This window comes from Mesonia oceanica, assembly GCF_902499555.1.
Lineage (GTDB): Bacteria > Bacteroidota > Bacteroidia > Flavobacteriales > Flavobacteriaceae > Mesonia > Mesonia oceanica.
Window position 1 is genome coordinate 14,681 of sequence record NZ_CABVMM010000005.1, and the last position, 25,923, is coordinate 40,603.

Sequence of the window (25,923 nt, forward strand, 5' to 3'; positions counted from 1 at the left end):
TGCTTCGGAACTGAATACGTGTATCTTTGCGCCATTAATTAAAGAGAAATAGAATGACACTTATAAAATCAATTTCAGGAATTCGTGGAACCATTGGCGGAAATGTAGGAGATAACTTAACCCCGATTGATGCCGTGAAATTTGCTTCGGCTTACGGAACCTGGGTAAAAAATCAAGTAGAAAAAGACGAATACCGTGTAGTGGTAGGTCGGGATGCCAGAATTTCCGGAGAGATGATGCAACAATTAGTAATGAATACGCTAGTAGGATTGGGTATTCATGTGATTGATCTAGGGCTTTCGACCACCCCAACCGTAGAAATGGCCGTCCCTATGGAACACGCTGATGGCGGAATTATTTTAACCGCAAGCCATAACCCCAAACAATGGAATGCTTTAAAATTACTGAATGAAAAGGGAGAGTTTTTAAATGGGGAAGAAGGAGCTAAGATTTTAGAAATTGCAGAAAGTAGTACTATTGAATTTGCTGAGGTAGATGAATTGGGGGAGATTACCATAAACGATGCGTATATCGATTTACATATCGAAGAGATTATTAACTCCAAATGGGTAGATGTAGAAGCCATCAAGGCGGCCAAATTTAAAGTAGTAGTTGATGCTGTCAATTCTACCGGAGGGATCGCTATCCCAAGGTTATTAAATGAATTAGGCGTTGAGGTCGTAAAATTGTATTGCGAACCCAACGGACAGTTTCCGCACAATCCTGAACCTCTAAAAGAACATTTAGGGGATATTTGTAAGTTGGTTGTTGAAGAAAATGCCGATTTTGGTATTGTCGTAGATCCTGATGTAGATCGTTTGGCATTTATTGATGAGAAAGGAAATATGTTTGGTGAAGAATATACTTTGGTTGCCGTAGCCGATTATATTTTAGGAAAAGAAAAAGGAAATACGGTGAGTAACCTTTCTTCTTCGCGTGCGTTACGCGATATCACCGAAAAACATGGCGGAACTTATCAAGCCAGTGCGGTGGGAGAAGTGAACGTAGTTACCTTAATGAAAGCAACAGAGGCGATTATTGGGGGAGAAGGAAACGGTGGAATCATTTTCCCGGAATTTCACTATGGAAGGGATAGTTTAGTGGGAGCCGCTTTATTCTTGACCCATTTAGCGGAAAAGAAAATGACGGTTTCAGAATTACGCAAAGAATATCCGGCGTATTTTATGAGCAAGAATAAAATTCAATTAACGCCAGAATTAGATGTAGATGCTATTCTCGCAGCCATGGAAAAGAAATATGCAGCGGAAGAAGTTTCGACGGTAGATGGGGTAAAAATAGATTTCCCAGAGAATTGGGTTCACTTACGAAAATCAAATACCGAACCTATTATCCGTATTTATACTGAAGCACAATCGCAGCAAGAAGCTGATGAGTTGGCCAATAAAATGATCATGGAAATTAAAGCCATTGCGGGGATTTAATTTAGAAATACTAACCCGTATTTCTTTTTGTTACTTGACTTCAAGCCTATCAATTCGAGTGAAAATCGGTTAAGATTTTTGTATCGAGAATAAGGCTTGAAGTTAAAATTCGGTTCTCGATACAATTTTGTTTCGTTTTACTGCACAAAATCACTCGAACTGACTACTTTTAATTTCTTAAGGCACTTATTGTGTCAAACTACTATCTCATAAAAAAACGGCTTTTCTAAATGAAAAGCCGTTTTTTTATGGTTACAAACTATTTTTTAGTCGTTTACGGTAGGTTTTTCAATTTCGGTATTGCTTTTTACCACGACAAACGTACTGGTGGCATAATAAGCATCACCATTCTGTTCATTATTTGTCCAATCTTCATAATCATATTCGTAGGTAAAGGTATTACCTGCCATAGCTTCGGTAAAGTTATCGATACGGGTAGGTACTTCCATCCCCGGGCACCATCCCGCTCTATCAGGTGTCCAGTTTCCGGGATTTTGATTATTCACGGGATTTTGAGCACAACCTATAGGACCCATGTAATGTTCAAAAGCAGGTGCGCCATTAATTTTAATATGGTGGGTTCTAAAACACCATTCCGCACAAGGTCTGTTTCCCGGATCGTAAGGAGTGGCGTGACCCCATCCGGAAATAATGGTTCTTAAATGCGTGCTTTCCGCATTTTCAGGAATCGTCACCGATTTATCCAAATCAAAATCATGAGCTACCCCATAAGGAACACCATCGATAGAGGAGCTGTTATAAGCCATTACGCGTTCTACAGCGTAATACGGATAATCAGGTTCTCCGTATTCATAATCAAATTCTACAGAGATTAAATAGCCTAAGTCATTCCAACATTCCGTTTTAATCTGTAATTCGGTATTACCGGTGAGGAGCGACTTAAAATCGGTTACATCAAATTCAAAACCTCTTGGTAATTGGCTGTTATCATTCCAATAAGGGGTAATATAACGTGCCATTTCAAAAAACTCTCCGGAAGCATCATCTTTTACTCGTACATTGGCATATACATCCCATTCGTCACAGCCTACTTCCGGGCATCTGAGTTTGACATACATTTTAATGTTGGAGATCAGTGTAGGGTCGGCAGGTAAATCAAAAGCTTGGGTAGCGGTTTGGCTATAGCCATCACCAAATGCCAATCTGGTGCTATTAAAGGTTTGAATGGTCTCTTCTCCAACAATGCCTTCGCCATTCAAGTTGATTGTTTTTTCATCAAAATCTGCACCGGTCACACTTAGGGTATGAGTTACTTCTCCTAGTTGGGAAGGTGTAAATTTTACATGAATGGTCATGGAATTATTGATGTCGTCCGGGGAAACAATCACTTCATCATTAAAGTTTTCATTATCTACGCTTACCGTAAAATCACCGGAGGTCATCAAAGAAACTTCTTGGGAAAGGTATTCTCCGGAAAGTGTTACTTCTTTTTGGGTAGAATTTGCAATTTCTGTTTGTTCAAAAGTTAAGGTGGTGGAAGAAAAACTTAGGGTTGGAGTTTCTTCATTTTCACCATCATCTGTATTATCTGGAACTTCTTCTTTATTTTCTGAAGTATCATCATCACTACAAGACATGATAGTTGCACTCACCAAGAAGCCCATCAAAATAAGTAGGGATAATGTTTTAAGATTTTTGTATTTCATTAAACTATTATTAGAGTTAAACGTTTTAGTTTAGCTAAAATAAGTTAAAAATCGTTAATAGTGAAAAGATTGTTTAAAATCTCTTATGCTTCCATCGCTTGTGCGTCCAAAGGTAATATTCAGGTTGTTCACGTATTTGTGCTTCGAGTAGCTGAAAGAATTTTTCGGTAATTTTAAAGTCTTCATAATCTTTAGGGGTAGCCGTCAACGGAATTAGTTTTGCTGAATAATAGCCCCGTTTCACCTTTCTGATTTGCAGGTAAAGAATACCAAAACCTAATTTTTTCGCCATCGATTCAGATCCGGTAAAAGCAGCAGTTTCCTTTCCCATAAAATCTACCCAGCACGCGTTTTTAGTGTTTCTGGGAGATTGATCGGAAATCATATAATAGCTCGCTTTTTGGTGATTTACCTTATTTCTCATCATGGTTGGGATAACCTCTTTACTGGTAATTAAAGTAGTCCCAAGGTTTGCTCTTATATCTTTGATGAGCTTATCAAAATAATTGTTCTTGATTTTTTTATAGATTGCATAAGCTTTATTATGCGTGTCGTAAAAGTTAATGGCGGTAGCCCACTCATAACTGGCATAATGACCACACATCACTATTGCCCCGTTGCATTCTTTTTCAAATTTAACAAGCTCTTCAATATTTTCATAAACAAAACGCTTTTTAAGTTGCTTATTAGAGATCGATAAGGTTTTTATCATTTCTAAAAAGATATCACACATATGTTTATAGAACTTCTTTTCAATCTGTTTGATTTCTGAAAGGCTTTTCTGCGGAAAAGATTGTTGAAGATTATTCCGAACTACTTTTTTACGGTAACCAATTAAATAGTAAACCAGTAGATAGCAGCCATCAGACACCCAGTAAAAAATAGGAAAGGGAAGTTTAGATACCAGCCATAGTAGAGGATAAGAACAATAAAAAACAGCTTTTTTCATAAAAAGAATGATAAGCCGTCAAATATAGATTTTTATTAAAAAAAAGAAGCTAAAATTAAAATATTTATAAATAACCAGCTAATTTTTTGCGTGTTTCCAACGTTTATGAGACCATAAATAATACTCGGGTTGGTCTCTTATTTGTTCTTCTAATAAATGAAAGTATTTGTCGGTTAACGTAAACTCTTCATACTTTTGAGGATCGTCTGCTAAGGGAATAAACTCAGCCGTATAGTGGCCACGTTTTACCTTTTCAATATGTAAATAAGTCAGGGCTAAATCCAATCGTTTGGCCAATACTTCACCTCCTACAAAAACAGGTACTTCTTTTCCCATAAAATGGAGCCAGTATTTCGCTATAGCTCCTTTGGGAGCTTGATCGGCAATCATTCCGTAGCTGGAAAGTAAACCGGCTTTTTTATTTTTTAATATTTGTTTAGGGACTTCTTTCGTCGCCAGCATCGTGGTATGGTGCTTACTTCTTATCCGTTTGATAAGATCATCAAAATATTCATTTTTAATCTTTTTATAAACACCATACGCTTGGTAAGTTAATCCATAAAAATGGAGCGCATTTACCCATTCGTAACTGGCATAATGTCCCAATAAAATAATGTGGCTTTTGTTTAATGTCTCTAAGCGTTTAAGTTCTTCCGGATTTTTAACCAAGAAGCGTTTTTTTAATTCTTTGTCTGAAATGGACATGGTTTTTACCATTTCTAAAAACATATCACAAAAATGGTGGTAAAATTTTTTTTGAATTAAATGGATTTCTTCCTTGCTTTTTTCAGGAAAAGCTAATTCTAAATTTGCTTTGACTACTTTTTTTCGATAACCAACAAGATAGTATATAATAAAATATACCAGATCTGAAAACAAGTAAAAAAGCCGGAAGGGTAAAATGGAAATCAACCACAAAAGAGGGTAGACCGCTAGAAATCCCAATCTTTGCATGAAAAATAAAAATTTTTACAAAGATATGGTATCTTTGATAGACAAACACGAACTATGGGAAATTTAGAACTGGTTACCTTAATAATTATTGGGATTAATGCAGTAGTCTCTTTAAAGGGATTTAATGATGCTTTGTTTTTTGACAAATATAAATTTAATGTGGGAGCCATTAAATTAGGGCAGCAATTACGCATTATCACTTCGGGATTTCTACACGTAGATGTAACTCACTTGTTTGTAAACATGTTTACCCTCTATATTTTTTCTGAAGTGGTTGTACTACATATGGGAACGCTCAATTTTTTCATTATTTACTTTGGAAGCTTAATTTTAGGAAATTTATTTTCGCTCTATTTTCATAAAGATGAAGATTATTACACCGCCGTAGGTGCTAGTGGAGCGGTCATGGGAATCTTATACGCTGCCATTCTGTTAAGACCCGATATGACCTTAGGCTTATTTTTTATTATTCCTATTCCTGCCTATATTTTCGGAATTGGCTATTTGCTTTTTACGATCTATGGAATGAAAAAGCGTTTAGGTAATATTGGCCACGATGCTCACTTTGGAGGAGCCATGGGCGGTTACTTTATCACCATCATTTTAAATCCATCAGTAGTTACCGAAAATTTATTAATGACACTTTTGCTTTTAATCCCGCTAATAGTGTTATTTATTTTACAAAAAACCGGTAAAATTTAAGTTTGGTATCCTTATTGGATAACCCTTACTAAACAATTAATAAATCAAATTATGAAAAAATTATTTTTAGCCTGCACCTTACTTTTTGCCACGATAGTAGTGGCGCAGGAACAACCGAGTGGAATTTCTGTAAACGGCGAAGGAACAGTAAAAGTAGTCCCCGATGAAGTCCTTATTCAGGTAAATGTAAATGAAGAAGCCCAAACAGCCAAAGAAGTAAAAGCCAGCACCGATGAAGTGATTGATGCGGTATTGAAGTACTTAAAAAAAGAAGGGATCGATAAAAAAAATATTCAAACAGAATATATAAGATTGGCTAAAAGTTATAAGTACGATACCAAAACTTACTTATTTCAAGCTAACCAAAGTATTTCTATTTTATTAACCGATGTTTCTCAGTATGACAAAATCACCCAGGGACTATTGGAATTAGGAATTAATGGTATTAACAGTGTTCAGTTTAAATCTTCAGAAATGGAAAAATACGAATCTCAAGCTCGTATAAAAGCCATTAAAAATGCCAAAGCAAAGGCAGAAGAATATGCAGAGGCTTTAGGGGTGAAAGTAGGAGCTCCAATATTTATAAGCGAAAGTTCTACTGGTAATTACCCACAACCTCAAATGATGCGTATGGTGGATATGAAAGAAAGTAGTGCCTCAGGTAATCAAACACTAGCGGTAGGAGAGATGGAAATTATGGCTCAGGTAACTGTAAATTTTGCGATTATTCAGTAAAATAGGGTTAGATAAATAGCTCAAATAAAAAAATCCCGATTCAACTGAATCGGGATTTTTTTGTTAGTATATTTTTAAGCTTATGGAAGCATTTCAGCAATCTTAGCTTCTAAGGCATCACCTCTTAAGTCTTTAGCGACAATGATTCCGTTTTCATCTAAAATAAACGTAGCCGGAATTGAAGATACGCTATACATTTGTGCAACCGGACCTTTCCAATATTCTAGGTTAGAAACATGTTGCCAGGTTAAACCATCGTCTTCAATAGCTTTTAACCACTTGTCTTTTTGTCCGTTTTTATCTAAAGAAACACCTAAGATGTTTAATCCTTTATCGTGGTATTTATTGTACAGTTTTACCACGTTTGGGTTTTCAATTCTACAAGGCTTACACCAAGAGGCCCAAAAGTCGATAATGGTTACTTTTCCCATTGCATCTTTTAAAGATAATTCTTTTCCATCAGGAGTGGGAGCAGAAAAATCAGGCGCTTTACTTCCTATTGCAGTTGCGGTCGCTTTCGTTAAGCTTTCATCTAATTGCTTTCCAATAGGTGTTTTCTTTACATCTTCAGAAAGATTATCAAACAATTCTTTAGCTTCTGTAGTACTTACAGATTTAGCATTGATGATATCAGATAAGATTAAAACAGAAACTAAAGAGTTAGGATGGTTCGCCACCATTTCTTTAAATTTTTCTGAGTTTTTGTCTTGAAGCTCTTTTTGTTTTTCCTGAATTTCTTTCATGAGTTCAGGATTCTGGCGAAGATCAGGATTGTTTTTTTGGTATTCAGCTACCATTTTTTGCATCTCAGACCTTACTTCTTTAATTTCAGAAACATACTCATTGAATAGCTTGTTAGAGTCGCCTCCTTTAATTTCAGAACTTCTTAAACTATCTTTGTAGATAGTAGCTGTAATCGGTTCATTTTCATTGATAAAAATAATATTCCCCCTAGCACCGTCTATTCTCAGGATATTTAAGGTTTCAAAATCTACCTCCGGTAAATCTATCTCAAAACTACCTTTTTCTACAGTAATCGTATCGATGGGTTGTGGCTGTCCTTGTTCTCCCAATTGAGAAAGATAAACCGATGTTCCATCTTCAATATTATCTGCATTACCTTTAAAAGTAATATGTTCAGGTTTTTGATCTTGGCAAGAAAAAGCTAATGCCACTAATAATCCTAATGTTATTTTCTTCATTTTTAGTTTAAATTTGTTTTGCAAAAGTAGGCAACCTTAAAGAAAGGGACAAATTTCTAAAGTATTGTTAATTTTTATCTTTTTTATTTGTGTTGCCTTTAGATGAATTACCTTGTTATTATTTAAAATTTAGTGATGAAAACTCAAAATCAAGACTTTCCTTTTTTAATTAAAGTTAGCTTTAAAAAAGTAATCGATGCCTATCGGGAACGTGCAAAAAAGGAAGAAAATCCTATTGCTAAAAATTACCTGAAAAGTGTATTGGATTATGTAAAGTCTTACCCTAAATTAGAGGAAGGTCTTGACAGCAAAAAAGAAATAAAAGAGCATTTAGAGCCAATTCATATTCTTTTAGATGATTTATTTCCTAATATTCTAACGAATAATGAAATAAAAGCTGCATCACTTCCACACCAAAATTATCTTTTTAATAAAACCCAGCGTTTTCAGGAGATATTGGAAAATGCCGGAGAGGATTTTGAGCCTACCATTAGAAACTTTACATCTGAAGCCGATTATGTGTTTGGTTGTATTTTAATTTTGAATGGATACTACGGATATAATATCGATTTTACTCGGCCTTTTTATTACGATATTCCTGATGAAAATGGAATTATGCGCCATTACAGAATTGCTTCTAATGCAGATTTTATAGAGTTTGAACCTACCGATAAGGCTATTGATATTACCGATGAAGATGTAGATATCTTACTTCAGGATACAGATAATATAGAACTTTGGCGGGAAAAATTTCCACCGCTAAGTTGGGTGTTTAGAGGCTTTATAATCACCAATCTCACTGATGTGACAGTAGATGATGGTATATCTGATTTAAAAACTCAGCTCCTCAACAATAAAATCCCTAAAGAGGATAACTTAGAAGGGATTACCGAGATTTTCCGTTCTATCTATAAAAATCCGGAGCTTAGGGTTGGGATTACAATGTTTGATAGTAAAGAAGCAGACTTTTCCCATATGGATGAAACACAAGTAAGCAGCTTTATTTTAAACGATAATGATGAAGTAGAGTGTAAAAAGGCTTTTTGTGAACATGCCTATGAAACCATTATTGAAAAGCATCAATATTTTGCTATTTCCAATGTCGATACTTATAAAAAAAAGAATCCCGATAGCTTTCTTGCCAAAAACCTTATAGATCAAAATGTAAAAAGTTGCATCTTGGCTCCGGTAGCAAAGGATAACGATCTTTTAGCCGTATTGGAGTTGGTTTCTTATAACAAAAATGAGCTCAATAGTATTAATGCTGTTAAGTTAGACGACATTGTACCTTATATTGTGACAGCCTTAGAGCGGCACAGAACAGATTTTGAAAACCGTATAAAAGCAGTTATCCAAAGTGAATGTACTTCAATTCATCCAAGTGTTTTATGGATTTTTGAAGAAGAAGCAAGACGGTATATTAGGGATTTAGATAAAGACGGTGTTTCCTCCTTCCGGGATATTGCTTTTAAAGACATTTTTCCACTTTACGGTCAGATTGATATTGTAGGTTCTTCCGATGAACGAAACATAGCTATTCAAAAAGATTTATTGAAACATTTGAATATGATTGTTCAAATGGTAGATAAAGCCATGGAAGAAGAAGCACTTCCTATTTACGAGCAGACTAAATTCAGAATAAATAAATACATCAAAGACTTAAAGGAAAACCTAAATGCTTCCAGTGAACAGAAAATAGTCAATTTTATTCATAAAGAAATCAATCCACTTATTGAGCATTTCAAGACAAAATCGGATGTTTTGGTGCAGATGATCGAGCACTACAATAATTGTGTAGATAAAGATGCAGGTGTAATATACGATCAGCGTAAAAATTATGACGATACTGTACAAAGAATAAATAGAACTTTAGCTCGCTATATCGACAGAAAGCAGGTAGAAGCACAAAAAATATTCCCTCATTATTTTGAAAGGTATAAGACCGATGGGGTAGATCACAATATCTATATTGGTGAATCGATGACTAAAAACAAAACCTTTAGTCGGGTTTACTTACACAATATTAGACTTTGGCAATTGCAGGTAGTTTGTGAGATGGAAAATAAATTCTATCACGTTCAAGAAAACCTGCCTTTAAAGCTAGATGCCGCTTCTTTAATTTTAGTATTTAGTTCTACACTTTCCATCCGTTACCGTATGGATGAAAAGAAGTTTGACGTAGATGGTACATATAACGCCCGATACGAAATCATTAAAAAGCGTATTGATAAAGCTTATATTAAAAATACCGAAGAACGCGTTACCCAAAAAGGAAAAATAGCGATTATCTATTCTCAAAAATCGGATGAGCGGGAATACTTAAAATATATTGAATACCTACAAAAGAAAAACTACGTAGGGGATGAAGTAGAATTAGTGGAGCTGGAAGATGTACAAGGAGTGGTTGGTTTAAAAGCTATTCGCGTAAATGTTCTTTATTATAAGGAACAGGAAACAGAGAAAAAAACACTTACGTATGAAGATTTAATGGAACAATTGCATTAATCTCAAAACGTAATTATCAAAAAATTAAAATATCGCCATCCCTAATGATTAGTTGGGGTGGCGATATTTCTTATCTATTATTTACCTGACTCCGATTTAAGAAAACTTCGGAAACTGATTGAAATCTCTGCAAAAGATTTTGTATCGGAGTTTCTGTTTTCGGAGTATTTTGATACCAATTTTCTTTGAAAATATACTCAATAATCAAAAATGCTTGCAAAAAACTTTATATAGAACTCTCAGGTTGTTATTAGCAAATAAGCAATTAATTCCTTCATTGAAATCTTGAAGTAAAATTTTCATTTTTTCTGATAAGTAGTTAATTACATTAACCAAAATGCCATCACATAACTTATCACAGAAATGATGATTCCGGTCATAAATATGGTGTATGTCCACCGAAGGATCTGATATTTTCGGTTCAGCACGATTCCCAAATAGTACAAGTCTTTCGTTAAAGCCTCATACACATAATCTTTGTCTTTCATAATTTCATTAAGTGCCCAATTGTATTGATCAAATGGCATTTTATGAAAGTTACCGAAGAAGAGTACATTTACTTCCCGTTTTTTTACTTGCTCTTTTGTAAACTCTCCGCTAGTGACATTGGGTCTAGTAGACATAATCGAAAGAACAATAGAAGCTACACTAAAGCAAACCATAATTAGGGTAGGGAACATTAAGTGCCTATTGGAAGCCGCATCTAATTTGGGAATAATATTTGCCAAGGCCAGTGAGATAATAATCGCATTAACCGATAATAAAATGTTAGCTTTTGTATCTGCTATATCACTTAACTTAATATGGTTTCGTAAAGTAGTCCTGTATAAGGTTTGAATACTACGCTCAGGATTATCGTTTTTATAACGAGCTTTCATTTTTGCTTTCGCTTCTTCCTTGGCGTATTTCTTTTTAAGCTTTTTTTGCGACTCTAATAAATCTAAAAGATTTTCATCCTTTTTAGGGCGCCAATGTTCAATAGCATATGGACTATAAAAACGATGCTCTTCGGTAAACATTCTAATGTTTTCCTCTAACCACTCGTTAGGAGTGAAATATTTTACATTATGCAGCTTTAATTCTTGTCTTAAAAATTCGGTGGTTTCTTCAAAATATTCTTTTGCTAAATGGGAAGAATCGGCATCTTTTATAATCTTCTCCAATTTAGTCTCCGGAGTCACACTTTTCTTGGTAGCTAAAATACATTTTTCAACAAGCTGAATAATTTCTTCAGACTCATTATTTTCTTTTAAAAAGCCCTTAGCAATCTTAACACTTTCTTCTTCATGACCTTTTATAGTTTTGGTGTAACCTGTGTCGTGAAGCCAAGCAGCGAGTATTAAGGCCTTTTCTTCTTTAACATTAATTTGAGATTTTTCAATTAATTCTTTAGTACTTTTAACCACACGCTGTGTATGATTGTAATTATGATAAATGAAAGTATTGGGCAGTTGTTCTGTAAATAATTTAAGTACAAAATGATCTGCTTTTTCAAGTATGTTATCTGTATCAACAGTGTTCTCCATAAATATCGATGTGTTTTAATAACCATCCCAAATTAGTGAAAATTCAATGACGATTTAATTTATATGAAGAAAAATAACATACTTCTAACAATTTTAGGGATTTTATTATTATCTGCTTGCGCAACTTTCGAACCTAAGATTAATAAAGATTATCCTCAGGATTCTTTACGGTATCCTTCAGAAAAAGAATTAGAACAGCGTTTTTTTTTAATTGGTGATGCCGGTTACTCTCAACCCGGTGGATCTTCCTCCGGTCTTCAGGCATTTAAATCTTTATTGGATTCTGTAGAAACTAAAGATTCTTATACCATCTTTTTAGGAGATAATATTTATCCGGCAGGAATGCCCAGTGAAGGAGATCCTATGCGTAAACAATCTGAATACAGGATTGATGCTCAAATTGATGCTTTAGAAGGTTATGATGGAAAAATATTATTTATTCCCGGGAATCATGATTGGTATGTAGAAGGCGTAAAAGGCGTAAAAGAACAAGCCAAATATATTAAAGGAAGAACCAAACAAAAAGATATTTGGGAACCTACCCCGGGTTGTGGTCTTACCATTAGAGATGTTACCGATGAACTTACGATGATTATTATCGATTCGCAGTGGTATTTAGAAGATTGGGATAACGATCCGTTAATCAACGATAATTGTCCTGAAATAAAAACACGGGAAGCTTTATTTTCGGAAGTGGAGACTGAACTGAAAAAAAGTCAAAATAAAAATGTAATTATTGCCCTTCACCATCCCATGTATACGAATGGTGTTCATGGCGGGAATTATCATTTTAATCGTCATTTATATCCTTCCCAAAAAAAGATTCCCATGCCTGTTTTGGGGTCATTAGCGATGCTCATTAGAACTACCGGAGGGGTGTCTATTCAAGATGCACAGAATGAACGTTATAAATCCTTTAGAGATCGTTTACAAACCATTGCCAAAGATTATAAAAGGGTGATGTATATTTCTGGTCACGAGCATAACTTACAATATATTTTACACGATGGCTTGCACCAGCTTATTTCCGGTTCAGGTTCTAAAAGCTCATATGCCAGCTTGAGAAATGATGGGGTATTTGCTTATCCAGGACAAGGATTTGCTGTGTATGATGTTTTTAAAGATAAATCGTCTTGGGTACGTTTCTACGGAAGTGAAAACAACAAACCAAAGCTCTTATTTCAAACCCCCGTTTTCGAGAAAGAAAAAGAGTTTAAAATGGATTCTATTCCCGATCCTTTTAACTTACCTCAAGAAGTAGAAGTTTCTATTTATCCCCAAGAAGACACCGATAAAAGTGATGTTTATAAAAGCCTTTGGGGAGATCACTACCGTTCATTATACGGTAAAAAAATAAAAGCAGAAGTAGCGTTGCTAGATACACTGTATGGTGGATTGGAAGTAATGCGTGCCGGTGGTGGGCACCAAACCAAATCAATTCGTGTAAGAGATAGTTTGGGAAGGGAATATAACATTAGAGCGTTAAAGAAAAGTGCGGTTCAGTTTTTACAAACCGTTGCTTTTAAAGATAAATCTGTAGAACGTAAATTTCAAAATACCTTAGCAGAAGATGCGGTGGAAGATTTTTATACCGCTTCGCATCCTTATGCGTTTATGGCCATTCCTAAATTAGCTGGTGCCGCAAATATTTATCATACCAATCCTAAAATTATTTATTTGCCTAAACAAAAAGCCTTAGGAAAATACAATGAAGAATATGGGAATGATATCTATATGATTGTGGAACGTCCCGAAGAGCATTGGCTAGATGCCGAATTCTTTGGAAAACCCAACCACGATATCGAAAGTACTGACGGGTTGTTTGATAGGCTTCGACGGGATGAAAAATATAGTTTAGATGAAGCCGCTTATATCAGAGCTAGAATTTTTGATATGCTTGTAGGCGACTGGGACCGTCACAACGACCAATGGCGTTGGGCAGAATTTGAAACAGAAAATGGTGAGCATTATTTTAAGCCGATTCCTAGAGATCGAGATCAGGTTTTTTCAAATTTTGATGGTGCTTTCTTCGCCACTTTAAAAGGACTTACCGGTTTTGCGAAGCAGTTTGGTGAATATGGGGAAGATATCGATGATGTTTCATGGTTTAATACTGCAGCCATCGGGTTAGATCGTTCACTTATTCAAAATCAAGGAAGGGAAACCTGGATAGAAGAAGCGAAATACATTCGAGATCATATTACTGATGAAGTCATCGATAAAGCTTTTGAAGATCTTCCCATAGAAGTGCAGCAAGACGAATCTACTGTAGAAATAAAAAAGCTATTGAAAGCGAGAAGAAAAAACATCGTAGATATAGCTGAACGTTATTATAAAGTATTGGCTAAACTTTCTATTGTAACAGGAACCGATAAAGATGATTTTATAGATATTACCCGATTGGATGATGGAAAAACGAATATCAAAATCTTTAGAAACATCAAGGGAGAACGAAAATACTTAGTAAGTGATAAAACTTATGATAAAAAGTACACCAAAGAATTATGGGTGTACGGCTTAGATGATGATGATGTCTTTACCGTAAAAGGAGAAGAATATCCTTCTAATATTTATATAAGGCTTATTGGTGGACAGAACAATGATATTTATAAAATAGAGAATGCTAAAAAGCTTAAAATCTACGACTATAAGTCAAAACCCAATACCTTTGATGAAGCGGGAGATGCAAAAGTGAGATTGTCTGATAATTATGAACAGAACATTTTTAATAAAGACAAAAAAATATACAGTGATGGAGTAATTTTACCGGGGATAGGTTATAATCCGGATGATGGTGTCAAGCTAGGAGTACAGGGTATTTATACAACTTATGGCTTTAAACGCGATCCCTTTACTTCAAGACATCGGTTAAGAGCCGGTTATTATTTTGCCACGGGCGGTTACGATATTAATTACGATGCCCGTTTTGCAAGAATAGTAGGGAAGTATAGTTTAGGAGTTGGTGCGTGGTTTACCAGTCCTAATTATGCACAAAACTTTTTTGGTTTAGGGAATACTACCAGTAATCCTAATCGTGATGAAAATAAAAACTTTGATTTTAACCGAGTGAAATTAAGTAGAATAGGAGCAGAAGTTGGCTTGGTAAGAGAAAGCCCATTTGGTAGTTTCTTTAGTTATAAAGCAAGTTTTGAGTCTGTTGAAGTAGAAGAGACCGGAGATCGCTTTATAGATGAATATTATATAGAACAAGTAAATCAACCCGAAAAATTTGAAAGACAATATTTTTTCGGATTAGATGGAACTTACCGTTATGAAAGTTATGACGATCGCTTAAACCCAACCAATGGGATGCGTTTTGAGCTAAGTATTGGAGCGAAGATGAATACCAAAGAAACTGAAAACAAGTATGCTTACCTTAAACCTTCGATCGAATTTTATAATGCGATGATTAGAAGTAGAAAATTGGTGCTAAGAACCCAATTGATTTCCCATATAAACTTTGGGGACGATTATGAGTTTTATCAATCGGCCACTTTAGGAGGAAATAATGGTTTACGAGGGTACCGAAGAGAAAGGTTTACTGGGGAATCTGCACTTTCTACTTCTGCTGATCTCCGTTATAGTTTAGGTGAATTTAAAACTACCTTTTTACCTTTTGAGTTCGGAATTTTTGGGGGAGGTGATGTAGGTCGTGTTTGGTTAGATGGAGAACACAGTGAACGTTGGCATAATGATATAGGTGGAGGTATTTGGATTAACAGCGCTGAAGCTGTAAATGGTACCTTTAATCTATTTACCGGAGAAGACGGCGTAAGGTTTAGCTTTGGTTTTGGGTTTAGGTTTTAGTTGAAAATAAATAGATGTGTAAAGCCGACAAGAAATTGTCGGCTTTTTTTGTAACATTTTCTTGGAACTCGTATCAAAAGGGAAAATAATAAAATATAATTATGATGAAGACCATTAAATTTTTAATGATCACTTTTTTCCTTTTTAGTCAGTTATGTGTGCAGGCTCAATACGGTTTTAAAGTTGAAAAAGAAGGAAATGCGAGTAAGACGATTCTGTTCATTCCAGGATTTGCCTCTTCTGGAGAAGTTTATGATGAAACGGTAGAAAAATTAAAAGATGAATATACCTGTTACCAATTGACCATGCCCGGTTTTGCCGGTGTAAAGTCTCAAAAAGAAGCAAGTTTCGAGCTATGGAAAGAACAACTGGCAAGTTTTATTCAACAAGAGAATATTGAAAAACCTATTTTGGTAGGACATAGTATGGGAGGGGGGCTAGCTATGGCCTTGGCATCAGATTATCCTACGTTGGTTTCTAAAGTAATCATCATAGATGCTTTACCTTGTTTAGCGGCAATGTCTAATCCTTCTTTTCAGTCTAAAGAAAATATCGATTGTAGTACAAATGTTAAACAGATTACGTCTATGAAGGATGAAGATTTTAAACAAATGCAACAACAAGCTTCTCGGCAAATGACTACACAAACCGATAAAGCTAACGAAATCCTGAAATGGAGTTTGGCTTCTAATCGAACTACTTTCGCTAAAATGTACTGTGATTTTTACAATACAGATTTACGGGAAAAAATAGCTAAAATTGAAATTCCGGTATATGTTTTACTAGAATCTTATTTTGTTAATTTTAAAGATGTTATCGAAAAACAATATCAATCATTACCTCATAAAAAACTAGTTTATGCCAATAAAGGGTTGCATTTTATTATGTATGATGACAAAGACTGGTATTTTTCTAAACTAAATGAATTTTTAGCAGAAGAGAATGACTTTTGAAGAAATCTATAAAACCTATTGGGATAAAATCTTTAGACTATGTTTAGGCTATAGTAATAATCACGATGCTGCTAAAGATTTAGCACAAGAAACTTTTATAAAAGTATGGCAAGCTTTACCCGGTTTTAGAAATGAATGTTCTGTAAGTACATGGATTTTCAGAATCGCTTCTAACCATTGTCTTTGACATATTGAAAGGCAAAAAACGAGAAAAACAAGTGCACTTAACTTTTCGATTCCTGAAGAATTACCAACGGAAAATAGCGAAGAAGTCAATCGGTTATATGCTGCTATTGCAAAATTAAAAGAGGCCGACCGAATTTTAATCTCATTAGCATTGGAAGAAATAAAACAAGCTGAAATTGCTGAAATTTTAGGCTTAACAGAAGCCAACGTTCGGGTAAGAATACATCGCATTAAAAAGAAACTTTTAAACTTGATGAATAATGGAAGAGTTTAATGATTTAAAAAATATATGGAGCCAACAAAAAGTTCCTCATCAGGAATATGAAACTTTTTTAGCTGAAGCAAAATCATATGCTAAAAAAGAGAAGTTTAAAAACTTGAAAGCTAATATTATATTATTGCTTACTTGTATTTTTATTGGTATTCTTTGGTGGTATTACCAACCGCAATATATTTCCACTAAACTGGGGATTGTGATTGCTATTTTAACAATGCTTGTATATTTATTTTATTATAATGATGCTTACCGGTTAATTATACAACCTTCAGAAGAGATAGGAAGCAAGCAATTTTTAAAAAAATTATTAAGTTTTAAACAAAAGCAAAAAATGCTACAAACCAAAGGTATTAACTTGTATTTGTTGTTTATTTTTTTAGGCGTGATTTTGTATATGTATGAATATGCAAGTAGAATGAGTTTAGAAGGAATAGTGATAACTTATGGTGTGGTAATTGTTTGGTTTGCTTTTAATTGGTTGTATTTTAAGCCTAGGATTATAAAGAAGCAAAATGAAAAATTAAATCATATAATTAATGCTTTGCAAAAAATTGAAAATCAGTTAAAATAAAAACAGGGAGCAATTGCTCCCTGTTTCTAGTTAAAACTATTCGTAGTTGGTTGTTTTTGGATTAATTAATTACCAATTTTTGCACTTGTCCTTTGGCATTTCTTACCAAATAAGTTCCTGTGGTTAACGTACTCACGTTAATATGAGTGGCTTGAGAAGCTTCTTGTAACTTTCTTCCCTGAATATCAAAAAGTGTATAATCTGTAGGTTGATTAAAAAATACTCTTTCTGATTGTGCTGGGTTAGGATAGATAACAAAATTATTAGTGGCTAACTCGAAATCATTAGTGGAAAGCACATCATTGTTTAATGTATAAACACTAATGGTAGCACTCACCTCATTTGCCAATACAATTAATCCTTTTTGTTCAGCATTGTCTTCAGGAGCTATATATACTATACTTTCCGGTGCTAAATCTCCTAAGTTTTCGATGTTATCTTCTCCAGGAGTAACACTTCTGTTGTTATAATACCCCTCAAAAACTGGAGCGTTAGGATTGGTAATGTCGTAAACCATAAAGCCACCAACACGTTCTAAACCAATAAAGGCATAGAAAGTATTATTGATTTCTTTGACAATAACAGCTTCCGGTTCAGGACCTTTATTGTCGCTACGGTTCTTTAACTTATTTTCATCATCGTTAGCGTTGAAAATGGCATTGTAAACAGGATCTTCTTTAATAATTCTTTCAAAATCAGACCCACTATCATATACTTGGGTTCCTGTAGAAGCGTCATAAATACTAAAGGATCTCCCTCCAAAAACATATATTTCTTCATATTCGTTATCATTATCAATATCTCCGGAAGCAGAAGAAATATTTATTTTCCCAAGATTTTCTTTAAGTTCCAAAAAGGCTTGGTTATTAAATATACTTGCATCTAACGTAATATCATCTAAATTTACTTCTTCACTGTAAGCATCATAGTCTCTGGAATCACCTTCATTTGCCGTAACAAAATAGGTATTTCCATTAACTGTGTAATTGGCTATAGCATCTGGCATATACATTCCTTTGATAGGCCAATTTGCCATAAAGATTACATCTAACTTATTAGAGGTGTCTAACGCATTTTCCGGTAAACTATGGTCTTTATAACCTAAAGGCCAGATATCGGTTATTTGAAGATTAATCAAGTCTACCACTGCAATTGCATTGTTTTCTTGTAAAGTAACCCAAGCTTTCGTATTATCTTCTGAAACTGTGATGTATTCTGGCTCTAAATCTTCAGAAACACTAGCCCCAGGACCAAAAATTCTAACACCGTCTTCTTTCAATTGAGCTTCTTGTGCATCAAAAGCATTGAAATCTAAGGTAGTAACATTAGCTTGTGTTAAGTTTTCTGCTCCGTTGGTTAAATCGACTACAGAAACTGAACCTTCTGGATCAATAGTATAGTCTTCATTGGGCTGCCCTTCATTAGCAACTAATAGCATCATTCCGTTGGGAGAGAAAGTAATCATATCAGGTAGAGCACCTACTTCTACTGTAGAAAGGATGTTACCATCGGTGTCCATAAAAATAACCGTTCCGTTTTCACCAACAGTTTCAGGAACTGCGGTGGCTGCTACGATACCATTGTAATGAGCAACACTTGTACTTTCGTCACCATAAGTTGAAAGATCTATAGTGCTGATGGATGAAATGTTTAAAGGGTTGCTGAAATCTAAAATTTCTACGGAAGCATTCCCGCTGTTCAATACAAATAATCTTTCGGTTTCTGGATCGTGCGCAACAATTTCAGATCCGGGATTATCTCCTTCAATAGCGTAGCTTGTTCCAAAAGTAATTCCTAAATTTTCTTGTGCTGTTGGAGCGTGCATTTCATCATCTAAAATATAAACTACACTCACGATATCTTCCCCTAATTCAGCATTAGTTACGTTGGTTAATTCTAATGCCAAAAGTGTATCTGGTTCAGCATCTGAGTTGTTTGGTATACTGATCGTAATGGTTTGCGTAGTACTTCCTGTAGTTGTAAAAGTTACCGTTTCGCCAGTATATGAATAATGTTGATTGGCAACAGCTGTACTTTCTGAAGTTAATATTGAAACATCTACCGTAGCATCTGTAGCAGGAAGATCAGAGATCTCTAGCATTACAGTAATCGAACCTGCACCTTCATTAACACTTACATAATCTTCATCAAAATTAATTTCTTGTAAATCTTGTGCCGGCATAAAACTACCTAAAGCAACTAATTGATTAAGTTGGGTACCTCCTTTACAAATACCTTGATCATCTAATTCATCTAAAGCTCCGAATGTCCAGTTAGAGGCATCAAAGTTTCCTCCATTAGCGGTTTCACCATTATTTCTTAAATAGTAAGAATCAGTATGTTCCCAAGCGGTACCAGAACCATCTATAAACTCTTCTCCAAAACGGTCAATCACATTAGAGTTGTTATCTACAATCTGAAAAGCATCATTCCCATTAGAGTTAATTCCATTATTTACAATTACATGAGCCATTACTCCAAATTCAGTTTCAAAAATGGCTTCGTCGTTCGTAATGTAAGCAAAATCGTCAGTAATAGTACCTAATTCTGAAATATCCAAATTGGTATCATATCCATCTACATTACCATTAGACTGTCTCCCTATAGCCCAACCTGTAAAATCTATCGTACCATTAACGTAAATTTCAAGTACCCTACCGGCAGCTCCGGAGCAGGGAGAATCTACATAACCAGTGATCATGGCTTCTTGTGCAAAAGAGACACAAGATACAAGTGCTAGTAAAACACCAAAGTAAACTTTTTTCATAAAAATAAATGTTAATTTAAAATTTGCGTAAAGTTAATTTCTAGGGAGATGAAACACTTGAATTAAAAATTAACTAAGTTTTACTTTTAGTGCAAAAAGCGGTCATTAAAGAATTTCTGTAACCTTTTCTAAACATTTATTTAATGTTTTCGTTTTCTGCTTTCTTTTTAAATTGAAAAGATATTTACATTTCGTACCTTAAATAGTACAATTGAGTCAATTCTATTTTCATTCATTTTACTTTTAAATGATATTTGTCCAGTAATTAGTTATTCAATGAAAACAAAACATTTTAGAATATTACTTAGAATTTCACTAGCAGTTACAGCACTTATTGTATTGTTAGAATTTGTTTTTAATGGTTTTGATACTGCTTTTTTTTACTGGAAAAAGATATTGATTCAATTTTCATATAGCTTCTTAATTACCCTTTTCAATTTCGTTTATTTTGTTTGGTTGGAGAGGAAATACGATTGGCAAACCGAAAGTAAAAAAAGGTTTGCTATTGGGGTGATAGGTTCTACTTTTGTCACCTTAATCGCTTTTGGATTATGTAGGGTGATTCACCTAGTGATTATTGAGCAAAGCAAAACGATACCTGAATTTTTAGAACAAGAAACGATTAGTACGTATTTCTTTCCGTTTTTGCTTTCGCTTATTGTTAGTCTTTTTCTACACGCTTTTTATTTCTATAAATCCATACAGGAAAATAAAGTAACTGAACAGAAATTGATTGCCGGAACGGCTTCAGCAAAATTCGATGCCTTAAAAAATCAGTTAGATCCGCACTTTTTATTTAATAGTTTAAATGTACTCACTTCTTTAATCGAAGAAAATCCGGACCAAGCACAAAAGTTTACTACGTCACTTTCAAAAGTATATCGTTACGTTTTAGAGCAGAAAAATAAAGAACTCGTAAATATTGAAGATGAATTAGCTTTTGCTAAACGCTATATTGGTTTGCTGAAGATGAGGTTTGAAAACAGTATTGTTTATACTTTTCCTGAAGATATAAGTGATGTTCAAGCTAAAATAGTTCCATTATCCCTTCAGTTATTATTAGAAAATGCGGTTAAGCATAATATTGTTTCAGAAGAAAACCCTTTACATATTTCAATTTTAGAAGAAAAAGGATTTTTAGTGGTAAAAAATAACCTTCAAACTAAAAACGTATTGGGGAAAAGCTCCGGCTATGGATTAATGAACATTCAGCAACGCTATCATTTATTGACAGATAGAAAAGTATTCATAGAAAAAGATAAAACTTCCTTTCAAGTGAAGTTACCCATTTTAACCAAACAATTAAGTTTCATTAAAAAACAACCAAAAATGAATGTAGATATGAAAGATTACAAAAAATTAGACCGCGCCAGAGAAATGGTGAAAAAACAAAAAGAATTTTATTCCAGTTTAACCGCTTATATCATTGTGATTCCGTTTTTAGCTTTTATCAATTGGTTCACGATGGGATTTGGTTTTCCTTGGTTTTTATTTGCTGCTGCAGGCTGGGGAATAGGCTTAGTATTTCAGTATATGGAAGCTTTCGATAGAAATCCATTCTTTTCTAGAGATTGGGAAGAACGAAAGATTAAACAATTTATGGAAGAAAAAGAAAAGTAGTAACTTAAAAACTGATTAGCATGGAAATGTCAGACAAAGAAAAACGTTATTTTGAAGCAAAAAAACGAGTAAAAGATTTACGGGACTTTTATGTTCACCTCTTTATTTATATCGTTGTCAATGGTTTATTAGCCTTTATAAATTTTAGACACGGTTTTAATACTTATCCTTGGATGCTATGGTCCTTGGCCGGTTGGGGAATAGGGCTTTTATTTAACGCCGCTCACGCTTTTAGGATTAATCCCGGTTTTAGCAAAGAATGGGAAGAGAAAAAATTAAAGCAGTTTTTAGAGGAAGAGGAAAACACACAACAGCGTTGGGAATAATTTTAAAAGAACTATGAGAACAATAATTATTGAAGATGAAAAACCATCGGCAAGGCGATTGGAAAGAATGCTTGAAAAACAGGATGTTCCGGTAGAAAAACTTTTACATTCTGTAAATGATTCCATTCAATGGCTGTTGGAAAATGAACAACCCGACTTAATTTTTCTAGATATTCAATTAAGTGACGGACTTTCCTTTGAAATTTTTGAAGAAATTGATATTGAAAGCGCTATTATTTTTACTACCGCCTACGACGAATATGCTTTGAAAGCTTTTAAATTGAATAGCGTAGATTATTTATTGAAACCCATTGATGAAGAAGAATTGGAAGCTGCATTGAAGAAATTTAAAACCAAATTTGCCAATACCAATGAAGTTACCGCTAACCTTTCTGAACTAAAAAAACTACTAGGAGCAGAAACTTCCTCTAAAACCTACAAAAAGCGTTTTACCGTAAAAGTAGGTCAGCATTTAAAAATGTTTCCGGTAGAAGAAATTGAATGTTTTTATAGTGAAAATAAAGGTACTTATTTACACACTAAAGACAACCGAAGTTATTTGTTGGAAACCACTTTAGAAAGTTTAGAAGATCACCTTAATCCTGAAAAATTTTACCGTGTAAGTCGTAAGTTTTTTGTGAATATCAATGCCATCGAAGATATGGTAAGTTACACTAACAGCAGACTAAAAGTAAAGTTGAATCATTTTAATGAACAGGAAATAATTGTCGCACGCGAACGCGTAAAAGATTTTAAAGAATGGTTGGGAAATTAAGGTTTTTTAATTCTGTTTTCATTAAATGAAGAGGGCAGAAGCTGCGGAATAAATTTGATGAGAATAGGCAGCAAAACGCTACCACCGGGTAAAATAAAAATAGCCAGAGACGGAATGGTTTTGCAAATATCCAACAACTGCTCTTTTACTTTGTGTTTTTCTTCTTCAGATAAATCTTTATGAGTTGATTTGGTTAATAAAACCACCAATTCTTTACTTTCTAAAATCTCTTTAAGCAAACGGTGTTTATTTCGCATAATGAGCACTTTTACCATTCGGTTAGTGTTTTTGTAAAAATGCTGAATAGAGTTACTGTAATTAAAATAAGAAATTTCTCTTTTATGCTGTTTTAAAAACTGAAGCATTTGGGTGATATTTTCATCTACTTCAGTAGTCATAAAACCTAATTCATTGCCTAGTTTTTCAATAAAAGCATATTCTTTCTTTTCTATTTCTTCGTCACTGTAAATAGTGATGGATGCTAAATCTAAAATATATTTTCGCTCAAGATGGACTTTAAAGTTTTCAAAATTCAGTTCTTCAAAACCTTTAGGTTGAGGTTGAATTTTATGATAACGCAACGAACTTTCTAAAAGCTTAATCACCAAATTTTCATACTTATCTTTAATGGTTTTTTTCTGAAAAGCTAAAATCACCACGTTGGTAATTAAACTTTCCAACTCAGTAAGATAAGCTTTGGGATGTTTTTTATGAGCTAAATATTCTTTAAAAGCTAAAACATCTATAAAAAGTAAGGCATTGGTAATTAAGTGACTAAAGTTTTTCTGAATGTAAGATTCGTTGATTTGGATTCGTTGCTGAAGGATTTTCTCTAGCGTTTCTTCCGGTTTCGATTTAAAAAAAGAAATTTTTATTTTCCAGATTGATTCTTTCTCCAACAATTCGTAAAACTGAATGACTTCTTTAGTAAAGTCTGGTTTATTGGCATTTTTAACTTCAGAAAAATAGATATAGGCCAATGCATCAAATAGATTGATTTTGCTAAGCTCTTCTATGGTCCATTTGATCTTTAATGGGTTTGGGTAGCTCAGTGTTTTGGTGCTATGCGCATAAATAAAACCGGTTTGTTGTAATTGTTGGTAGAAACTTTCTTCCGAAAAATATTGATCTAAAACGTTTTGTTGAAGATGCGGAAAGTGTTTATTGATCCAACCACCGGCAGAGGGATTCATAAGTTTAAAGTTTCAGCTAAAATATTTAAAAAGAAAAAATATTAAAATTATCGGAAATGTTAAAGTTTTAAAGATAAAAAACCAAAAAAAACTTTCTTACGTAAGTCTAGGTGAAGTTGAAATTTAATGTTTCAGTTTTATAATTATTGAAGGGAGAAATTGCTATGGTTTTTGTTCTGAATAATTAATTGAAGTATTGGTTTTTTCAAGTTTTTTGTTAGTTGTTGAAGATGCCTGTTCAGTTTTTGAACAGGCATTTTTTTATTCTATGAGGGTAACTATCATACACAAGACTTGTCTTGCTACTGAATTTTTAAGTTAGAAATCGTACTCAAGTTAAATAATCTGTGAGTTTAATTTACTTACTTATGAATTTTGTACAATACCTAATGTATAAAGTTGATCCATAGTTGGTGTTTTACTACCTCCTTTAGGTTCTAAGGTAATACCAAAGGCCTGTGAAGAATTTGGATTTTCTAGAATGAAAATTTTGTTTTCGTCCTCACTAAAGTTAGATAATAAACCTATACTGGTTGGAGTAAGCGGATCTAAAGTAAGCGACCAGACTTGATATTCTTTTCCTTCTGGTGGGGTAGGAAGGTCTTTTGCATCTAAATAAATCTGATTGGTTTTTTCGTCCCAGTGAACTTCAGCATAAGCTTCCGGAGCAACTTCTTGTCCGCCCAAGGGAACGGTAATAATTTCTTTATCCCTAAATACTTCTAAAAGTTGTTTGTTTTTCTCAGCACTTTGTCGAGCATCTGTAATTTGTTGTTCTAAAGTAGTATTTTTTACGTTAGCAGCTTCTAAAGATTCCCTTAGCGCATTACGGTCACTAATTACACTTACCAAACCAATTAAAAGAGCAATACTCGCGGCCCATCCAATGTAAAGAACCAAATTTGTTTTTCTTGGTTTGGCAGGATGTTCTATTACTCCCGCTTTTTGTTTTTCAGTGATTTTTTGTTGAATGGTATAGAGTAAAGCCTCAGGATTATAGGGAGCTACTGAGATGGAAAGTTGGGTTAATGCAGCTTCAATCTCTTCTACTTCTTTAAGAATTTCAGGATGTTGTTTAAGTTCTTGCGTTACCTTTAAACTTTCTTCTTCAGGTAAAGCACCGTAAACATATAATTCTAATATTCCGGAAGATATGTATTTTTCTAGTTCCATTATTCAGTTAAAATCTCTCTTAATTTATTAATACAGTTACGGTTTCTGGTTTTAATTGTACCTAAAGGCATATCCAGTTCCTCAGAAGCTTCCGACTGGGTAAATCCTTTAAAGTAAAGTAGGTCGATAATTTTTTTGCAATAGGGCTTGAGTGCTTCAATATATTTTTTTATTCCAATCGCATCTACTTTGCTGGAGATGTTTGTTTTTTCTTCAAGGATATCTACGAAATATTCAGCAGTTAAGTTTTTCTTTTTGTTCTTATAAGCTTTAGACCTTGTTTTATCTATAGCTGCATTTCTGGCTATATTTAATACCCAAGTAAAGAATCTACCCTTAGAAGAATTATAAGATTCTGCTTTTTCCCAAATTTTCAAGAATACATCTTGTAGAACTTCTTCTGCTATATGTTGATCGCGTACTACACTATAAATAACGCCAAAAGTGCTTTCTGAATAGCGTTCATAAATTCGTTCAAAAGCTTTAGGGTTCTTAGCTTGAAGTTCTGCAATTAATCCATCGGGCTGTTCTTGCATGGAAATTTGGTTAGTGGTTTTTATAAAAATATGAAAATTAATCACATCACAAAAAAA

19 protein-coding genes and 1 pseudogene are annotated in these 25,923 nt (G+C 34.1%); 11 read left to right on the forward strand and 9 right to left on the reverse strand.

Annotated features, from left to right (window positions below; translation table 11 throughout):
• Positions 1 to 53: 53 nt before the first annotated feature.
• The gene (glmM, locus tag FVB9532_RS07055) at positions 54 to 1,442 is read left to right on the forward strand and encodes a phosphoglucosamine mutase (protein ID WP_150544510.1); all 1,389 of its coding nucleotides are present in this window, start codon (positions 54 to 56) and stop codon (positions 1,440 to 1,442) included.
• 266 nt (positions 1,443 to 1,708) lie between these two features.
• Here the strand turns inward: glmM and FVB9532_RS07060 are convergent, their stop codons facing one another.
• The 3 genes from FVB9532_RS07060 to FVB9532_RS07070 all read right to left on the reverse strand — a co-directional run bounded on the left by FVB9532_RS07060 (position 1,709) and on the right by FVB9532_RS07070 (position 5,012).
• Complete coding sequence (locus FVB9532_RS07060) at positions 1,709 to 3,109, reverse strand: peptide-N-glycosidase F-related protein (RefSeq protein ID WP_228482266.1); 1,401 nt, start codon at positions 3,107 to 3,109, stop codon at positions 1,709 to 1,711.
• A gap of 73 nt (positions 3,110 to 3,182) precedes the next feature.
• On the reverse strand, positions 3,183 to 4,058 hold the full coding sequence (locus FVB9532_RS07065) for a lysophospholipid acyltransferase family protein (RefSeq protein ID WP_150544511.1): 876 nt from the start codon (positions 4,056 to 4,058) through the stop codon (positions 3,183 to 3,185).
• A gap of 78 nt (positions 4,059 to 4,136) precedes the next feature.
• The gene (locus tag FVB9532_RS07070; RefSeq protein ID WP_150544512.1) at positions 4,137 to 5,012 is read right to left on the reverse strand and encodes a lysophospholipid acyltransferase family protein; all 876 of its coding nucleotides are present in this window, start codon (positions 5,010 to 5,012) and stop codon (positions 4,137 to 4,139) included.
• A gap of 54 nt (positions 5,013 to 5,066) precedes the next feature.
• On the opposite strand from FVB9532_RS07070, the gene FVB9532_RS07075 reads away from it, so the two are divergent.
• Both FVB9532_RS07075 and FVB9532_RS07080 read left to right on the forward strand, forming a co-directional pair.
• Positions 5,067 to 5,714 carry a rhomboid family intramembrane serine protease gene (locus FVB9532_RS07075; protein ID WP_150544513.1) on the forward strand — a complete coding sequence of 216 codons (648 nt, stop codon included), beginning with the start codon at positions 5,067 to 5,069 and terminating at the stop codon, positions 5,712 to 5,714.
• 51 nt (positions 5,715 to 5,765) lie between these two features.
• Entirely contained in the window at positions 5,766 to 6,449 is a 684-nt protein-coding gene (locus tag FVB9532_RS07080; RefSeq protein ID WP_150544514.1) for an SIMPL domain-containing protein, read from the forward strand.
• Positions 6,450 to 6,529: 80 nt separating this feature from the next.
• On the opposite strand, the gene FVB9532_RS07085 is transcribed toward FVB9532_RS07080, so the two are convergent.
• The gene (locus FVB9532_RS07085) at positions 6,530 to 7,651 is read right to left on the reverse strand and encodes a redoxin domain-containing protein (protein WP_150544515.1); all 1,122 of its coding nucleotides are present in this window, start codon (positions 7,649 to 7,651) and stop codon (positions 6,530 to 6,532) included.
• 135 nt (positions 7,652 to 7,786) lie between these two features.
• On the opposite strand from FVB9532_RS07085, the gene FVB9532_RS07090 reads away from it, so the two are divergent.
• On the forward strand, positions 7,787 to 10,156 hold the full coding sequence (locus FVB9532_RS07090) for a GAF domain-containing protein (RefSeq protein ID WP_150544516.1): 2,370 nt from the start codon (positions 7,787 to 7,789) through the stop codon (positions 10,154 to 10,156).
• 323 nt (positions 10,157 to 10,479) lie between these two features.
• Here the strand turns inward: FVB9532_RS07090 and FVB9532_RS07095 are convergent, their stop codons facing one another.
• Positions 10,480 to 11,682: a Pycsar system effector family protein gene (locus FVB9532_RS07095; RefSeq protein ID WP_150544517.1), complete on the reverse strand. Its 1,203-nt coding sequence runs from the start codon at positions 11,680 to 11,682 to the stop codon at positions 10,480 to 10,482.
• Positions 11,683 to 11,745: 63 nt separating this feature from the next.
• Here FVB9532_RS07095 and FVB9532_RS07100 point away from each other — a divergent pair, with 63 nt between their 5' ends.
• From FVB9532_RS07100 to FVB9532_RS07115, 4 genes and pseudogenes are all read left to right on the forward strand, one after another.
• Positions 11,746 to 15,489, forward strand: a complete 3,744-nt coding sequence (locus FVB9532_RS07100) for a metallophosphoesterase (RefSeq protein WP_150544518.1) — start codon at positions 11,746 to 11,748, stop codon at positions 15,487 to 15,489.
• Between the two features lie 101 nt (positions 15,490 to 15,590).
• Positions 15,591 to 16,442, forward strand: a complete 852-nt coding sequence (locus tag FVB9532_RS07105) for an alpha/beta fold hydrolase (protein ID WP_228482267.1) — start codon at positions 15,591 to 15,593, stop codon at positions 16,440 to 16,442.
• Positions 16,432 to 16,902 (forward strand): annotated as a pseudogene (locus FVB9532_RS07110) (RNA polymerase sigma factor). The gene FVB9532_RS07105 and the pseudogene FVB9532_RS07110 overlap by 11 nt, the downstream one beginning before the upstream one ends.
• A complete protein-coding gene (locus FVB9532_RS07115) occupies positions 16,889 to 17,476 on the forward strand; it encodes a hypothetical protein (RefSeq protein WP_150544519.1) in 588 nt (195 codons plus the stop codon). Before FVB9532_RS07110 ends, FVB9532_RS07115 begins: the two are co-directional and overlap by 14 nt.
• Positions 17,477 to 17,537: 61 nt before the next feature.
• Here FVB9532_RS07115 and FVB9532_RS07120 read toward each other — a convergent pair whose 3' ends face one another.
• Positions 17,538 to 20,243 carry a choice-of-anchor I family protein gene (locus FVB9532_RS07120; protein WP_150544520.1) on the reverse strand — a complete coding sequence of 902 codons (2,706 nt, stop codon included), beginning with the start codon at positions 20,241 to 20,243 and terminating at the stop codon, positions 17,538 to 17,540.
• Between the two features lie 276 nt (positions 20,244 to 20,519).
• Here FVB9532_RS07120 and FVB9532_RS07125 point away from each other — a divergent pair, with 276 nt between their 5' ends.
• Genes FVB9532_RS07125 through FVB9532_RS07135 form a run of 3 tightly spaced genes read left to right on the forward strand, consistent with a single transcriptional unit; the run spans position 20,520 to position 22,964 of the window.
• Positions 20,520 to 21,863, forward strand: a complete 1,344-nt coding sequence (locus tag FVB9532_RS07125) for a 2TM domain-containing protein (RefSeq protein ID WP_150544521.1) — start codon at positions 20,520 to 20,522, stop codon at positions 21,861 to 21,863.
• A 20-nt stretch (positions 21,864 to 21,883) separates the two neighbouring features.
• Entirely contained in the window at positions 21,884 to 22,189 is a 306-nt protein-coding gene (locus tag FVB9532_RS07130) for a 2TM domain-containing protein (protein ID WP_150544522.1), read from the forward strand.
• 13 nt (positions 22,190 to 22,202) lie between these two features.
• Complete coding sequence (locus tag FVB9532_RS07135; protein WP_150544523.1) at positions 22,203 to 22,964, forward strand: LytR/AlgR family response regulator transcription factor; 762 nt, start codon at positions 22,203 to 22,205, stop codon at positions 22,962 to 22,964.
• Here the strand turns inward: FVB9532_RS07135 and FVB9532_RS07140 are convergent.
• From FVB9532_RS07140 to FVB9532_RS07150, 3 genes are all read right to left on the reverse strand, one after another.
• A complete protein-coding gene (locus FVB9532_RS07140) occupies positions 22,961 to 24,157 on the reverse strand; it encodes an LETM1-related biofilm-associated protein (protein WP_150544524.1) in 1,197 nt (398 codons plus the stop codon). The genes FVB9532_RS07135 and FVB9532_RS07140 overlap by 4 nt on opposite strands.
• A 366-nt stretch (positions 24,158 to 24,523) precedes the next feature.
• Positions 24,524 to 25,330, reverse strand: a complete 807-nt coding sequence (locus FVB9532_RS07145; protein ID WP_150544525.1) for an anti-sigma factor — start codon at positions 25,328 to 25,330, stop codon at positions 24,524 to 24,526.
• The gene (locus tag FVB9532_RS07150) at positions 25,330 to 25,866 is read right to left on the reverse strand and encodes an RNA polymerase sigma factor (RefSeq protein ID WP_150544526.1); all 537 of its coding nucleotides are present in this window, start codon (positions 25,864 to 25,866) and stop codon (positions 25,330 to 25,332) included. Before FVB9532_RS07150 ends, FVB9532_RS07145 begins: the two co-directional genes overlap by 1 nt.
• Positions 25,867 to 25,923: the final 57 nt, after the last annotated feature.

Excerpts from the sequence above, each read along its gene's own strand:
- glmM (WP_150544510.1), top strand. The coding sequence starts at position 54 with ATGACACTTATAAAATCAATTTCAGGAATTCGTGGAACCATTGGCGGA.
- FVB9532_RS07060 (WP_228482266.1), bottom strand. The coding sequence starts at position 3,109 with ATGAAATACAAAAATCTTAAAACATTATCCCTACTTATTTTGATGGGC.
- FVB9532_RS07065 (WP_150544511.1), bottom strand. The coding sequence starts at position 4,058 with ATGAAAAAAGCTGTTTTTTATTGTTCTTATCCTCTACTATGGCTGGTA.
- FVB9532_RS07070 (WP_150544512.1), bottom strand. The coding sequence starts at position 5,012 with ATGCAAAGATTGGGATTTCTAGCGGTCTACCCTCTTTTGTGGTTGATT.
- FVB9532_RS07075 (WP_150544513.1), top strand. The coding sequence starts at position 5,067 with ATGGGAAATTTAGAACTGGTTACCTTAATAATTATTGGGATTAATGCA.
- FVB9532_RS07080 (WP_150544514.1), top strand. The coding sequence starts at position 5,766 with ATGAAAAAATTATTTTTAGCCTGCACCTTACTTTTTGCCACGATAGTA.
- FVB9532_RS07085 (WP_150544515.1), bottom strand. The coding sequence starts at position 7,651 with ATGAAGAAAATAACATTAGGATTATTAGTGGCATTAGCTTTTTCTTGC.
- FVB9532_RS07090 (WP_150544516.1), top strand. The coding sequence starts at position 7,787 with ATGAAAACTCAAAATCAAGACTTTCCTTTTTTAATTAAAGTTAGCTTT.
- FVB9532_RS07095 (WP_150544517.1), bottom strand. The coding sequence starts at position 11,682 with ATGGAGAACACTGTTGATACAGATAACATACTTGAAAAAGCAGATCAT.
- FVB9532_RS07100 (WP_150544518.1), top strand. The coding sequence starts at position 11,746 with ATGAAGAAAAATAACATACTTCTAACAATTTTAGGGATTTTATTATTA.
- FVB9532_RS07105 (WP_228482267.1), top strand. The coding sequence starts at position 15,591 with ATGATGAAGACCATTAAATTTTTAATGATCACTTTTTTCCTTTTTAGT.
- FVB9532_RS07115 (WP_150544519.1), top strand. The coding sequence starts at position 16,889 with ATGGAAGAGTTTAATGATTTAAAAAATATATGGAGCCAACAAAAAGTT.
- FVB9532_RS07120 (WP_150544520.1), bottom strand. The coding sequence starts at position 20,243 with ATGAAAAAAGTTTACTTTGGTGTTTTACTAGCACTTGTATCTTGTGTC.
- FVB9532_RS07125 (WP_150544521.1), top strand. The coding sequence starts at position 20,520 with ATGAAAACAAAACATTTTAGAATATTACTTAGAATTTCACTAGCAGTT.
- FVB9532_RS07130 (WP_150544522.1), top strand. The coding sequence starts at position 21,884 with ATGGAAATGTCAGACAAAGAAAAACGTTATTTTGAAGCAAAAAAACGA.
- FVB9532_RS07135 (WP_150544523.1), top strand. The coding sequence starts at position 22,203 with ATGAGAACAATAATTATTGAAGATGAAAAACCATCGGCAAGGCGATTG.
- FVB9532_RS07140 (WP_150544524.1), bottom strand. The coding sequence starts at position 24,157 with ATGAATCCCTCTGCCGGTGGTTGGATCAATAAACACTTTCCGCATCTT.
- FVB9532_RS07145 (WP_150544525.1), bottom strand. The coding sequence starts at position 25,330 with ATGGAACTAGAAAAATACATATCTTCCGGAATATTAGAATTATATGTT.
- FVB9532_RS07150 (WP_150544526.1), bottom strand. The coding sequence starts at position 25,866 with ATGCAAGAACAGCCCGATGGATTAATTGCAGAACTTCAAGCTAAGAAC.